The sequence below is a fragment of the Streptomyces xanthophaeus genome (assembly GCF_000725805.1).
Taxonomy (GTDB): domain Bacteria; phylum Actinomycetota; class Actinomycetes; order Streptomycetales; family Streptomycetaceae; genus Streptomyces; species Streptomyces xanthophaeus.
Window position 1 is genome coordinate 154,369 of sequence record NZ_JOFT01000028.1, and the last position, 13,495, is coordinate 167,863.

12 protein-coding genes are annotated in these 13,495 nt (G+C 73.5%); 6 read left to right on the forward strand and 6 right to left on the reverse strand.

Features of this window, described 5'->3' with window-relative positions:
* The first annotated feature begins 391 nt into the window (after positions 1-391).
* The 4 genes from IO30_RS0118865 (at position 392) to msrA (ending at position 5,028) form a co-directional block, all read left to right on the forward strand.
* Positions 392-1,411: a hypothetical protein gene (locus IO30_RS0118865; RefSeq protein WP_234321473.1), complete on the forward strand. Its 1,020-nt coding sequence runs from the start codon at positions 392-394 to the stop codon at positions 1,409-1,411.
* A gap of 79 nt (positions 1,412-1,490) precedes the next feature.
* On the forward strand, positions 1,491-3,089 hold the full coding sequence (locus IO30_RS0118870; RefSeq protein ID WP_031144560.1) for a M48 family metalloprotease: 1,599 nt from the start codon (positions 1,491-1,493) through the stop codon (positions 3,087-3,089).
* Positions 3,086-4,261 (forward strand): hypothetical protein, encoded by a 1,176-nt coding sequence (locus IO30_RS44710; RefSeq protein ID WP_051858867.1) that lies wholly within the window; start codon positions 3,086-3,088, stop codon positions 4,259-4,261. Before IO30_RS0118870 ends, IO30_RS44710 begins: the two co-directional genes overlap by 4 nt.
* 104 nt (positions 4,262-4,365) lie before the next feature.
* Positions 4,366-5,028 (forward strand): peptide-methionine (S)-S-oxide reductase MsrA, encoded by a 663-nt coding sequence (msrA, locus tag IO30_RS0118880; protein ID WP_031144563.1) that lies wholly within the window; start codon positions 4,366-4,368, stop codon positions 5,026-5,028.
* 157 nt (positions 5,029-5,185) lie between these two features.
* On the opposite strand, the gene IO30_RS0118890 is transcribed toward msrA, so the two are convergent.
* On the reverse strand, positions 5,186-6,232 hold the full coding sequence (locus tag IO30_RS0118890) for an NAD(P)-dependent alcohol dehydrogenase (protein ID WP_031144564.1): 1,047 nt from the start codon (positions 6,230-6,232) through the stop codon (positions 5,186-5,188).
* Positions 6,233-6,406: 174 nt separating this feature from the next.
* On the opposite strand from IO30_RS0118890, the gene IO30_RS0118895 reads away from it, so the two are divergent.
* Positions 6,407-7,402: a helix-turn-helix transcriptional regulator gene (locus IO30_RS0118895; RefSeq protein ID WP_107066903.1), complete on the forward strand. Its 996-nt coding sequence runs from the start codon at positions 6,407-6,409 to the stop codon at positions 7,400-7,402.
* Between the two features lie 95 nt (positions 7,403-7,497).
* On the opposite strand, the gene IO30_RS0118900 is transcribed toward IO30_RS0118895, so the two are convergent.
* A complete protein-coding gene (locus IO30_RS0118900; RefSeq protein WP_031144568.1) occupies positions 7,498-8,769 on the reverse strand; it encodes a L,D-transpeptidase in 1,272 nt (423 codons plus the stop codon).
* Positions 8,770-8,901: 132 nt separating this feature from the next.
* Positions 8,902-9,186 carry a hypothetical protein gene (locus IO30_RS47025; protein ID WP_234321472.1) on the reverse strand — a complete coding sequence of 95 codons (285 nt, stop codon included), beginning with the start codon at positions 9,184-9,186 and terminating at the stop codon, positions 8,902-8,904.
* 164 nt (positions 9,187-9,350) lie between these two features.
* On the opposite strand from IO30_RS47025, the gene IO30_RS44715 reads away from it, so the two are divergent.
* Entirely contained in the window at positions 9,351-9,731 is a 381-nt protein-coding gene (locus tag IO30_RS44715; protein WP_031144572.1) for a hypothetical protein, read from the forward strand.
* Positions 9,732-9,798: 67 nt separating this feature from the next.
* On the opposite strand, the gene hutH is transcribed toward IO30_RS44715, so the two are convergent.
* From hutH to IO30_RS0118925, 3 genes are all read right to left on the reverse strand, one after another.
* Positions 9,799-11,340: a histidine ammonia-lyase gene (gene hutH / locus IO30_RS0118915; protein ID WP_031144574.1), complete on the reverse strand. Its 1,542-nt coding sequence runs from the start codon at positions 11,338-11,340 to the stop codon at positions 9,799-9,801.
* Between the two features lie 124 nt (positions 11,341-11,464).
* Positions 11,465-12,580, reverse strand: a complete 1,116-nt coding sequence (locus IO30_RS0118920) for a GGDEF domain-containing protein (protein ID WP_031144575.1) — start codon at positions 12,578-12,580, stop codon at positions 11,465-11,467.
* Between the two features lie 101 nt (positions 12,581-12,681).
* Complete coding sequence (locus IO30_RS0118925) at positions 12,682-13,482, reverse strand: enoyl-CoA hydratase/isomerase family protein (RefSeq protein WP_031144578.1); 801 nt, start codon at positions 13,480-13,482, stop codon at positions 12,682-12,684.
* Between the last annotated feature and the right edge of the window lie 13 nt (positions 13,483-13,495).

A 13,495-nucleotide genomic window follows, 5' to 3' on the forward strand; every position in this document is an offset into this window, starting at 1 on the left:
AGGCGGAAGCCGCCCGACCGAACCGACAGGGGCCCGTCCCGCCCGGCACACGGCAGCCGCCCGACCGAACCGACAGGGGCCCGTCCCGCCCGGCCGACGGCAGCCGGTCCGGCCGGGCCGGCCGGGCCGGCCGGAGCTGTCCGGCCTGTTCGGCGGGGCCGGCCTCACCCCGGGCCGGGCCCGTCCCGCCCGGCAGGCGGCAGCCGCCCGGTCAAAACGACAGGGCCCGTCCCGCCCGGCACGCGGCAGCCGCCCGGCCGGGCCGGCGGGAGTTGTCCGGCCGGGTCCGCTCCCGCCGGCCCCGCCCCGCGCGCTGCGGGCTCTGCCGCCAAGGCGAACCCCTGGCCAATAAAGTTGCTGTGAGTGACCTTCAGGCCGCATGATTCCGGCCGTGATCTCCCTGCGGAACCGACGCCCCGGCTTCTTCGCCACCCGGTGGGCGCGCAACCAGTTCGAACCCGCCGCATTCGGCCTCGTCCCCCGTGCGGACCTCGACCCGCGGCGCGGCGGCCCCGAGGCCTCCGCCACCGTGCGCGCCGAGCGCCGCCTCGTCGCCGACGCGGCCTTCGAGGGCGACTGGCGCCCGGCGGCCTCCCACGTACGGGCCGCCCGGCCCGGCGACTGGGACGAGCGCTGGTCCCGGCTGGAGCTGCTGTTCGAGCTCGCCGGGTCCGACGACCGCTGGCTCACCGACTGGCGCACCGCCGAGCCCGCCGACGGCGACGCCGCGACCGTGCACGCCCAACTGCTGCTGCGCAGTGCGTGGGCCGTCCGCGGATCGGCGTTCGCGAAGGACGTCCCCGACGGCGACATGCAGCAGTTCATGGCCACGCTGCCGTCCGTGATGGCCGCCGCGCAGCGCGCCGCCGACCTGGCCCCCGCCGACCCGGGCCCCTGGGTGGTCATGATCACGGCCGCCCGGGCCATGAGCTACTCGCGCGGCCAGTTCGCCGACCTGTGGCGCAACCTGACCCGGCGGGCGCCGCACCACACCGCCGCCCACTGGCAGGCCCTGCAGTACTGGTGCGCCAAGTGGGGCGGCTCCGACGAGCTGATGCTGGACTTCGCCCGCCGGGCCGTCCTCGGCGCCCCGGCCGGGAGCCTCCTGCCCGGCCTCTACCTGAACGCCCTGACCGAGCTGCGCTCCAAGCGGCCCGGCGGCGACCCGGAGCTGCTGACGGCCGTCGCCGCCCGGCTGGACTCCGTACGCCAGGACCACGAGGACCTGCCGCGCCTGCGCCACCTGCTGGCGCACCACCTCCTGCGGGCCGGCCTGGCGGGCCCGGCGCTGGAGCAGTTCCGCAGGATCGGCCCGTACTGCGGGGCCGCTCCCTGGACCGCCGACCCTGCGGGTCCCGCGGCCGCCTTCGACCTCGCCAGGGGCCTCGCGGCCCACGGCGCCCGCGGCTGACGCCGGCGCCGCCCGTCTCCGCTTTCCGCTGCTCCGCCTTTTTCGTCTTCTTCTTCGTCCCGTGGGGGGATCTGTCCATATGGGCGCTTCACTGCGCGCCTCGCGCGCCCTCGTCCTGCTCGCAGGCTTCTACCTGCTCGGCCTCGTCCTGCTGGCCGTCCTCGCCGCCGCCGACTACGCCGCCGTCACCGGGCTGCACGGACCGGCCGCCGTCAAGGTCCTCATCGTCTCCGTGGTCCTCTCGGTCCCGATCGTGCGCGGCATGTTCATGCTGCGCACCCCCAAGGGCGAACCCCCGGCGGGCGTCCCCGTCACCGAGGCGCAGGAGCCCGCCCTGTGGCAGGCCGTGCGCGAGATCGCGCAGCAGGTCGGCACCCGCGCCCCCGACGAGATCGTGCTCGTCGACGAGGTCAACGCGGCCGTCAGCGAGGACGCCCGGCTGCTGGGCCTGCGCTCCGGCACCCGGCGCCTGTACCTCGGGCTGCCGCTGATGACGGGCCTGGACGAGATGCAGCTGCGGGCCGTGCTCGCCCACGAGATGGGCCACTACGCCAACTTCGACACCCGGCTGACCCCGCTCATCGCACGCGGCCGCGCCCAGCTGATCCGCACCATCGAGCACTTCAACGACCGCGCCGCCGACAAGGTCGCCAAGGAGCGCGCGCGGCAGGAGAAGAAGGCCGAGAAGCGGATCGCCAAGGGCAAGAAGGCCCACGAGATCGACACCTCCGGCCAGGGCGCGATGTACCGGGCCATGGCCAAGCTCTACACGGCGTACGCGAAGTTCTACATGCGGGCCACCCGCTCCTCGGCCCGCCGCCAGGAGCTCGCCGCCGACCTCGCCTCGGCCCGCGTCGCCGGGCGCGACTCCGCCGCGTCCGCGCTGCGCGAGCTGGGCGCCCTGGACGCGGCGCACGACTTCTACATGAACGCGTACGCCACCCTCGGCGTGAACGCCGGTCTGCTGCCCCCGCCCGGCCAGGTCTTCGGCGGCCTGCGCAGCCTCCTGGACGCCCGCTCCGAGGAGCTGGACGGCCTGCGCCGCGAGCTGTCCACCGAGCCCGTCTCCCCCTACGACTCCCACCCCGCGCTCGCCGACCGCGTGGCCCGCATCGAGGCGCTGCCCGACGACGGCCGCAGCGGGCAGGGCGCCCGTCCGGCGCTGGACCTGCTCTGCGACGCGGATGCGGCACTGATCGCACTGGAGCAGGCCGTCCTCACCCCGGAGGCCCTCGCGCTCCGGCGGGTCGGCTGGGACGAGCTCGTCCACGCGTCGATGACCTTGTACGCCGGCCAGAGCGCGCAGGAGGTCCGCGAGCTCCTCACCACCGAGGGCGCCGGCCCCGGCCTGGGGGCGCTGCTGGACGCCGTGGACGCCGACCCGTCCGTGCGCTGGCGGATCACCGACCGCTTCCCGAAGTCCGAGGAGGCGCAGGCCGCCACCGGCCGCACGGCCCGCGAATTCGCCCGCCCGGTCCTGCGCCGCGCCCTGAACCAGCTGGTCACCGTGGAGCTGACGGCCCGCGGTGCGGCCCGCTGGCAGATGTCCTGGGCCGACTCGGCCACCCTCACCTACCCCGTCCCCGGCTTCGAGGACGAGCTCGGCCCGGCCCTGGACGCGGTGACCGCCGACCAGTGCGACACCGAACCCCTGCGAAAGCTGGTACTTGCCCCGTGATCATCGCCCTCGCCGTACTCGGCGGCGTCCTCCTCGCCGGAGCCTTCAAGGTCCTGCGAGGCGTCTACTACATCCGCAAGGCCAAGGCCCTCGAAGCCGAGATCGACGTCCTGAACGGCCGGACCCGGGCCATCGAGAGCGAGCAGGAGGCCGCGGAGAAGGCCACCGAGGCCGCGGAGGAGGCCGAGCGGGCGGCGACGGCCGTCGCGCAGGGCTTCGTACCGGAGGCCGATCTCGACACGGACAACGCCATGCCCGTGCCGCCGGAGCAGACCGCCGTGCTGGCGGCCGTCCGGGCAGGCGACTGGCAGGCGGCGGCCGCGTACGTGGAGGCGGCCGGGCAGGACTGGCAGGAGCGGATGGAGCGGGTCCGCCCGCTGGCCGAAGCAGCCGCCGAGGAGGACGCGTGGCTGCTGGCCTGGCGGGCGGCACGCCCCTCGGACCCCACGGCCGCCCTGGTCAACGCCGACACCTCGGTACAGGTCGCCTGGAACGTCCGCGGCTCGCTGCGCGCCAGCCACACCACCCAGGAGCAGTTCCGCCTCTTCCACCAGCTCCTGACCAAGGCGCAGCAGGACGCGCACGAGGCCCAGCGGCTGGCCGGTCCCGCGGACCCGACCCCGTACATCGTGGAGCAGCCCATCGCCTTCGGGCTGGGCTACTCGCACGAGCGCTACCGGGAGCTGTGGGCGCAGATCACCGGGCGGGCCCCGAAGGTGCTGTGGGCGCACTACACGGCCCTGCAGTTCTGGTGCCGCAAGTGGTGCGGCTCGCACGAGCTGGCGCTGGCCTTCGCGAAGGAGTCGGCGGCCGCGGGCGAGCCCGGTGACCTGCTGTCGCTGCTCCCGCTGATCGCGTACTTCGAGAAGCAGACGGACGAGGACGACCTCGCGGTCGACACCTACTTCAAGGAGCCGGAGATCCTCGCCGCGGTGGACGCGGCGCTCGCGGACCTGGCGGCGGCCGGCGCCGGCCACCGGCAGGCTCCGCTGATGCGGCACATGCTGGCGTTCCTGCTGTTCTGGCAGGACCGGGACGCGGAGGCCGTCGAGCAGTTCCGCCACATCGACGGCCACATCGGCGCCATGCCGTGGTCGTACTCGGGGACGCCGAAGCGCCGCTACCTGTACGCGCGCGACTTCGCGGTGTCGCTGGTCGCACGGGACGCCTGAGCGCGCGCCGCGCGCCTGAGCGCACCGCGCGCGTGACCGTCGGGGGCGGGCCGGGGAATCCCGGCCCGCCCCCGGCCGTTGACACTCCCACAAGGAGGGAATCCATGTTCTCGTACCGCCGCACGCCCGAGCTCCCCACCCGCGAGGAGGCCCTGAAGGGCCGCCCGGAGCCACTGTTCCCCGTTCCCGGCCGCCACACGGTCCTCGGCAACCCGCTCTCCGGCCCGTACCCCGCCGGCCTGGAGGTCGCCGACTTCGGCCTGGGCTGCTTCTGGGGCGCCGAGCGCAAGTTCTGGCAGACCCCGGGGGTGTGGACCACCCTGGCCGGTTACCAGGGCGGCTTCACCGAGAACCCGACCTACGAAGAGGTCTGCTCGGGCCTGACGGGCCACACCGAGGTCGTCCGCGTGGTCTTCGACCCCCGGGCCGTCCCGTACGAGGCCCTGCTGAAGCTGTTCTGGGAGTCCCACGACCCGACCCAGGGCTTCCGCCAGGGCAACGACGTGGGCACCCAGTACCGCTCGGCGGTCTACACCCACTCCCCCGCCCATCAGGCGGCTGCCGAGGCCTCCCGCACGACCTACCAGCAGGTCCTGACGGCCTCGGGCCACGGCGAGATCACCACGGCCGTCCTGCCCGCGTCGGAGCGCCCCTTCTGGCCTGCGGAAGCCCACCACCAGCAGTACCTCGACAAGAACCCGTCGGGCTACTGCGGCATCGGCGGCACGGGCGTCTCCTGCCCGATCGGCGTGGCGGCGGCGGAGTAGCCCCGGCTCAACCTTTCGAGCGGGGCCCCGGCCTCCGGCGCATGGACGCCGCCGGAGGCTGGTTCTACTTCCTGGCCGCACCCCGGGCCCGGCTGATCGTCGTGGTGCGGATCGTGCCGCCCTTCGCAGCCCTGTAGCCCGCTGCCCGGCGTATCCGTCAGATCGTGGAGGTGTCGATCACGAAGCGGTAGCGGACGTCGCTCGCCAGGACCCGCTCGTACGCCTCGTTGATCCGGTCGGCGGCGATCAGCTCGATCTCCGAGCCCAGGCCGTGCTCGGCGCAGAAGTCGAGCATCTCCTGGGTCTCGGCGATGCCGCCGATCATCGAGCCGGCCAGGGTCTTGCGGCCGCCGATCACGGAGAAGAGGTTGAGCTCGACCGGCTCCTCCGGGGCGCCGACGTTCACCAGTGCGCCGTCGACCTTCAGCAGGGCGAGGTAGGAGTCCAGGCCCAGCGGCGCGGACACGGTGGAGACGATCAGGTCGAAGGTCCCGGCCAGCTCCTCGAAGGTGGCCCGGTCGTTCGTGGCGTAGTAGTGGCTGGCGCCCAGGCGCAGGCCGTCCTCCTTCTTGCGCAGGCTCTGCGACAGCACGGTGACCTCCGCGCCCAGCGCGTGGGCGATCTTCACGCCCATGTGGCCGAGGCCGCCGAGCCCGACGATCGCGACCTTCTTGCCGGGGCCCGCACCCCAGTGCTTGAGCGGCGAGTACAGGGTGATGCCCGCGCACAGCAGCGGCGCCGCGACGTCGAGGGCCAGGCCCTCGGGGATGCGGACGGTGTAGTTCTCGTCGACGACGACGTGGGTGGAGTAACCGCCGTACGTGGGCTCGCCGTTCTTGTCGAGCGCGTTGTACGTGCCCGTCATGCCCTGGACGCAGTACTGCTCCTGCCCGCGCAGGCAGTACTCGCACTCCCGGCAGGAGTCGACGAAGCAGCCGACGCCCACCCGGTCCCCGACGGCGAACTTCGTGACGCCCGGACCGACTTCGGCGACGACACCGGCGATCTCGTGGCCGGGGACCATGGGGAAGATGCCCTCGCCCCAGCCGTCGCGCGCCTGGTGGATGTCGGAGTGGCAGATGCCCGCGTACTTGATGTCGATGAGGACGTCGTGCTCGCCGACCGGGCGGCGGGGGACGGTGACGCGCTCCAGCGGGGCCTTGGCTGCGGGGGCGGCGTAGGCGGCGACCTGGGTGACGGACATGGGGTGACTCCTCGGCGCTGGGCTTTCAGGGGTGTCGTGCGCTGACGGGTTCCAGCCTGCCGGGACCCCGCCCGGCCACCCAGCCCCCTGTCCTGCCTAGGACTGCCAGACCTACCCCTGGCAGGGTCAGGAACCGGCCCGCCGCACGGGGGGCGGCCCGGCGATACTGGCGGTATGGACCAACTGGACCCGCGAGCCGAACTGGGCGAGTTCCTGCGCTCCCGCCGGGCCCGGCTGCGCCCCGAGGACGTGGGCCTGCCGGACTACGGCCGCCACCGCAGGGTGCCGGGGCTGCGCCGCGAGGAGCTGGCGCTGCTGGCGGGGGTGTCGGTCGCCTATTACACGCGCCTGGAGCAGGGCAACGGACAGAACGTGTCCGCGCAGGTGCTCGACGCGATCGCGCGGGCGCTGCGCCTGGACGGCACGGAGACGGCGCACCTGACCCATCTGGCCCGCCCCGCGTCCCGCACGAAGCGCCGCCAGCCCCCCAGGCCCCAGCAGGTCCGGCCGGAGCTGCGGACGCTGCTGGACGCGATGGACGGCGTACCGGCGTACCTCGTGGGGCGGCGCCAGGACGTCATCGGCTGGAACCGGCTGGCGGCGGAGGTCTTCGGGGACTTCGGGGCGCTGCCCGCGGCCGAGCGGAACCTGGTGCGGCTGGTGTTCCTGGACCCGGCGACGGCCGAGCTGTACGCGGACTGGGAGTGCCGGGCCTGCGAGGTGGTGAGCAACCTGCGGATGTACGCCGGCCGGCACCCGGAGGACGAGCAGCTGTCGGCGCTGGTCGGCGAGCTGTCGGTGAAGGACGAGGAGTTCCGGCGGCTCTGGGCGGCACACACCGTGGCCGACAAGACGCACGGGGTGAAGCGGCTGCGGCATCCACTGGTGGGCGAGCTGAGCCTGTCGTTCGAGACCCTGACGCTGCCCGACGACCCGGAGCAGGGGCTGGTGGTGTTCCACGCGGCCCCCGGCTCCCCGTCCTCGGACGCCCTGCGGCTCCTGTCGTCGTGGGCGGCCCAGTCCCCGTCCCCGGCCGCTCCCTCCCCCGCGCCCGCGCCGTCCCCCGCCCCGGAGGGCAAGCGCTCGGCGGGCGGGCGCTCGGAGGGCGGGCGCTCTGCGGGCGGGCGCTCGGAGGGCGGGCGCTCTGCGGGCGGGCGCTCTGCGGGCTAGGGCGTCTCTTTCGGACCTTGCCGGGCGCGCTGAACGGCCGACGGCCGGGAACCCCGTGAGGGTTCCCGGCCGTCGCCGTCGCAGGTGGCGCGCCGTCAGGAGGCCGCGCCGGCCTTCCATTCCGCCCAGCTCATGTTCCAGCCGTTGAGGCCGTTGTCGGGCTTGATGGTCTTGTCCGGGGAGTTGACCACGGTGACCACGTCGCCGATGAGCGAGTTGTCGAAGAACCAGGCGCCGGGCTGGTTCGGGTCGTTGGCACCCTTGGCGTCGTTCAGGCCGACACAGCCGTGGCTGGTGTTGACGCTGCCGAAGATCGAGTCCGCTCCCCAGTAGTTGCCGTGGATGAAGGTGCCCGACGTGGACAGCCGCATCGCGTGCGGGACGTCCTTGATGTCGTACTCGCCCTTGCCCTCGCCGTTCTTGAAGCCGACGGTGGCGCCGTCCATCCGGGTCTCCTTGAACTTCTCGGAGATCACCATCTGGCCGTTGTACGTCGGGTTCGCCGGGGAGCCCGCCGAGATCGGGATGGTCTTGAGGACCGCGCCGTCCCGGGTGACCGTCATCTGCTTCGTCTTCGCGTCGACCGTGGAGACCTGGCTGCGGCCGGTCTTGAAGGTGACGGTCTTGTTCTGGGACCCCATGATGCCGGGAGCGCCCTCGACGCCTTCCAGCGCCAGCTTCAGCGTGACGGTGGAGTTCGCCTGCCAGTACTGCTCAGGGCGGAAGTCCAGGCGCTGGGGGCTGAACCAGTGGCCGACGACTTCCTGGCCGCTGCTGGAGGAGACCGAGATGGCCGCCTGGACGGCCTTCTTGTCCTTGATCGGCTTGTTGAAGGTGATGGAGACGGGCATGCCCACGCCGACCGTCGCCCCGTCGTCCGGGGTGAAGGAGCCGATGAAGCTCTTCTCCGGCGAGAGCGTCGTGAAGGAGGCGTTCTCGTGCGCCTCCTTGCCGTCGGCGTCCTTCGCGGTGGCCGCCAGGGCGTACTTCGTGGAGCGCTTCAGCGCCGCGTCCGGCTTCCAGCTCTTGCCGTCCGCGGCGATCTTGCCGGCCACGGCCGCGCCCTCGTTGGTCTTCAGCTCGACACTGGTGAGCGTGCCGTCACTGACGGTGACGCTGGTCGAGTCGTTCAGGCCGACGTTGTCGGCGCCGTCCTTGGGCGTGATGACTATTCGCGCCTTGGAGGCGTCCTTCGCCGCCGCCGCGTCCACCTCCGCCTGGGACTTGCTGGCCTCGCCGTTCCCCTTCGGCTGGGCGTCGTCCCCGCCGTTGCACGCCGAGAGCATCAGTACGCCGCCGAGCACGGCGGATACGGCCACCAGGGACCTTCTCCGCCGCTTGCTGTCCGTCCTCACACGCCACTCCATCGTTGCCGGAAACCCCGAGGCTGCCGTCCCGGGGCTGGCCGGGCAGGGGGACGCACCCCCTGCCTCGCCCTGACAACGCGTTAACGGCATGGATCGGTTCCACATTCCGTTCGAATGTGGGCAACCCCACGGTCAGGCGTTGTCGTTCTGTTCGTCGAAGTCCCCATCTTCCTCGTCCAGGTCCCACTCCATGGACTCGGGGTCGTATTCGACGGGCTCGCTGCTCCAGGAGGCCTGCGCCAGCTCCACGCCGGGGATGTCGGCGACCAGGTCGGTGGGGTCCACCAGGTACGCCAGGGCCTCCGATTCGTCCTCCCGGACGGCGGACTCGGCGTGGCCGCGCTCCTCGTCCGGCATGAACTCGTCGGCCCCGATGTGGTCCAGTGCGGCTCCGGTGAGTGCTTCCGGATCCGGCACCTCCAGTACCAAATCAACCCGAAGCCGTACGTATCGTGATGTCTCAGAAGGGTTCATACGACGGAGCGTAAGCCCGTGGAACCCCCGGCTTTCCCACGACCCGCCCCTTTCCGTAGCATCACCGCACACGGCCAATTCGCTGCTGCCACAAGGGGGATCGCACCGTGTCCGCACGTCGACCGCTGCTCACCGCTCTCGGAGCGACCACCCTCCTCGCCGCCCTCTGGTTCGTGCCCTCCGCGGGCGCCACCTCACCCGGGCACACCGCGGGCCCCACCGGCGCGCCCGCGGGCGCGAACACCTCCGGGACGCCCCGGCCCGCCGGTCCCGGCTCCGGACCGGCTTCCGGTTCTGACCCGGCATCGGATTCCGGTTCCGCTGCCGCCGCGCCGTCCCGTGCGGCCGCGCAGACCGTGCGGGCCCCGCTCACCCTCGCGGACACCGGCTCCGTCGACACCACTCCGTACGTCCTCGGCGGCACGCTCTGCCTGGGCCTCGGGGCCGCCTTCGTGACCTTCTCCGTGCACCGCTCCCGCACCCCGTAGCCCGGCCGCCCCCGACCACGCGAAAGGGCCGCCCCGAAGGGCGGCCCCAGCTCGCGTCCGCGGCCCGTCAGGCGAGCGGGCCCGTCACCGCTTCCACGGCGTCGACGAGCGCCCCGCTGCGCACGAAGGCGTCGGCGGCAGCCAGGTCGGGGGCGAGGAAACGATCCGGCCCGGGACCCTGCACACCCGCCGCGCGGGCGGCCTCGATCGCTGCCCGGCTGGCGGGGGCGGCGGTCAGCCCGTGGCGCAGTTCGATGGCGCGGGTGGCCGCGTACAGCTCGATCGCGACGATCCGGGTCAGGTTGTCCACGGCGGTACGGAGCTTGCGCGCGGCCGACCACCCCATGGAGACGTGGTCCTCCTGCATGGCGGAGGAGGGGATGGAGTCGGCGGACGCGGGCACCGCGAGCCGCTTCATCTCGCTGACCAGGGCGGCCTGCGTGTACTGGGCGATCATCAGCCCGGAGTCGACGCCCGCGTCGTCCGCGAGGAACGGCGGCAGGCCGTGCGAGCGGTTCTTGTCGAGCAGGCGGTCGGTGCGCCGCTCGGCGATGGAGCCGAGGTCGGCGGCCGCGATGGCGAGGAAGTCCAGCACGTACGCGACCGGGGCCCCGTGGAAGTTGCCGTTGGACTCCACGCGCCCGTCGGGCAGGACCACCGGGTTGTCCACGGCGGAGGCCAGTTCGCGGGAGGCCACGAGGGCGGCGTGCGCCATGGTGTCGCGGCCCGCGCCGGCCACCTGCGGGGCGCAGCGCACCGAGTAGGCGTCCTGCACGCGCGGGGCGGACTCCTCCTGGAAGTGCCCGGTGAGGCCGGAGCCCTTCAGCACGGCGGCCATGTTGGCGGCGGAGGCGCCCTGGCCGGGGTGCGGGCGGATGGCGTGCAGCTCGGGCGCGAGGACCTTCTCGGTGCCGAGGAGCGCTTCCAGCGTCAGGGCGGCGGTGATGTCGGCGGAGGTGTAGAGCTTGCCGAGGTCGGCGAGGGCCATGACCAGCATGCCGAGCATGCCGTCGGTGCCGTTGAGGAGGGCGAGGCCCTCCTTCTCGCGGAGCTCCACCGGGGCGATCCCGGCTTCGGCGAGCAGTTCGCCCGCGGGGCGCACGACCCCGTCCGGGCCCTCGGCGTCGCCCTCGCCCATGAGCGCGAGGGCGCAGTGGGACAGGGGTGCGAGGTCGCCGGAGCAGCCGAGGGAGCCGTACTCGTGGACGACGGGGGTGATCCCGGCGTTCAGGACGTCGGCCATGGTCTGGGCCACGGAGGGGCGGACTCCGGTGTGGCCGGAGGCGACGGTCTTGAGCCGGAGGAACATCAGGGCGCGGACGACCTCGCGCTCGACGCGCGGACCCATGCCGGCGGCGTGCGAGCGGACGATGTTGCGCTGGAGCTGGGCGCGCAGCTCGGGACTGATGTGCCGGGAGGCGAGGGCGCCGAACCCGGTGGACACCCCGTAGACGGGCTCGGGCTTGGCCGCGAGGGCATCGACGATCTCGCGGGCGCGGGCGAGGGCGTCGAGCGCCTCGCCGGACAGCTCGACCCGTGCGTTGCCGCGGGCGACGGCGATGACGTCCTCGGCGGTGGTCCCGGACGTCCCCACCACGACAGTGTGCATATCCATATTCAGCACCCTACGGATTGAATCGCTACCTGTCACTAGCCAGTTCTGTCACGAGTCAGCGGCAGGTGGGCCCCTTACGCAGCCGCTCCGGCGCCCCCTTCCGCTCCCGCCCGTGCGGCTACCCGCGCCCCCGGAAGCGGCGCCGCTCACCCGAGGCGGCCTCGGCGGCGGCGTCGGCGAGGCGCACCACGGCGGTGTCCCGGCCCGCCACGACGGGCTTGGCCGAACGCGCGGCCTTGGCCTTGTACTGGGCGGCGTCGGCCAGCCGGAACAGCCGCCGGGAGGATTTGACCAGCCCGATCGGATCCCCGGTGGACGCCACCCCGCAGGCCACGCCCTCGCCCAGCTCCAGCTCGGCCGCCCGGGTGCACAGCTCCTCGGTCACCCGCACCACCTCGTCGGCGGTGGGCCCGACCCCGACCAGGCAGAACTCGTCGCCGCCGAGCCGGGCCACCAGCGCGCCCGGCAGTATGGCCCCGCACAGGCTCAGGACCGACCCGAAACGCTCCAGCAGCCGGTCGCCCATGGCATGGCCGAGGGTGTCGTTGACCTTCTTGAGCCCGTTCAGGTCGCAGACCACCAGGCTGACCACGACCCCCGTCCGCCGGTGCTCCTCCAGCGCCTCGTCGAGCCGCATGTCGACGGCCCGGCGGTTGGCGAGGCCGGTCAGCGGGTCGGTGAAGGCGAGCCTCCGCGCCTCCTCCAGCCGCTCGTTCTGCGCGAGCCCGGCGGCGACCACCGCGGCCAGTACGGTCGCGAACTCGGCGTCGTCCTCGTCGAAGTCGGGCATCCCCTCGTCCCGGGCGACGTACAGCTCCCCCCAGGCCCGCCCGCTGAGCACGACGGGCGCCACCACGCAGGTCCCGCGCCCGCGGCGGCGCAGGGCCTCCCCGCGGCGGCCCGGCCGGTCGCCGACGGCGTTCTCGACCCAGGCGTGGGGGCCGCCGCCGCCGGCCCAGCGCTCGTGCAGGAACTCGGTGATCTCGGGGAAGTCGTGCACCGGGTAGGACTCGTCCTCGGGGAACTCCTCCTCCCCGGGCCGCCGCTCGCCCTCGTTCACGAGCACCCGCAGGCGCCCCCGCTCCCGCTCCCACGCGGAGATCGCGGCGAACGACCCGTCCAGCGCCGTCCTCGCCCCCCGCGCGGCCGCCCGCACGCTGTCCCGCGGCGCACACGCCGCGGCCATGGCCTGCGCGAGTCCCACCACGGCTCGTAGCCGCCCGTCAACTCCCATCACCCCAGATTAGGGAGTTTTGTCCGATTTAGTGACAATGGGCGCGGCATTCGGTACCACCCGGAACGCCAAGGATGAGCGGCCGGAGCCGGACGTACGGACTACTGCCCCGGCCAGTTCGGCTTGCGCTTCTCGTTGAACGCCGCCACGCCCTCGGCCCGGTCGCCCGAGAAGGCCACCGTCCGCCAGGCCGCGTCCTCGATCTCCAGCCCGGCCGCGAGGTCCATGCCGTGCCCGAGCCGCAGCGCGCGTTTGGCCGCCCGCAGGCCCACCGGGGAGTTCGCCGCCATCCGCGCCGCCAGGGCCAGGGCCTCGGCCCGGTCCTGCCCCGCCGCCACCAGTGAGTCCACCAGGCCCAGGGACAGCGCCTCGGCCGCCTCCACCCTGCGCGCCGTGAAGATCAGCTCGGCGGCCCGCGCCGCGCCCACCCGGCGCGGCAGCAGCTGCGTGCCACCGCCGCCCGGGATCACCCCCACGGACACCTCGGGCAGGCCGACCACCGCCGTCCCGTCGGCCACGATCACGTCGCAGGCCAGGGCCAGCTCGAAGCCGCCGCCCAGGGCGAAGCCGTGCACCGCGGCGATGGTCGGCACCGGCAGCTCCAGCACGCCCCCGTACGCCCCGCGGGTGGTCGGCCGCTGCCGCACCAGCTCGGCGTCCGACAGCGAGTTGCGCTCCTTGAGATCGGCCCCGACGCAGAAGGCCCGCTCGGCGCTGGAGGAGAGCACCACCACCCGTACGGAAGGGTCCCCGGCCAGCGCGGCGCAGGCCGCCCCGATCGAGCGGGCCATCTCCGTCGACACGGCGTTCATCGCCTTGGGCCGGTCCATGACCAGCTCGGCGACGTGCCCGTCACCCTCCCGGCGTACGGCGACGAACTCTCCGAAGCGCTGCTCAGACATCCTGCGACCCTCC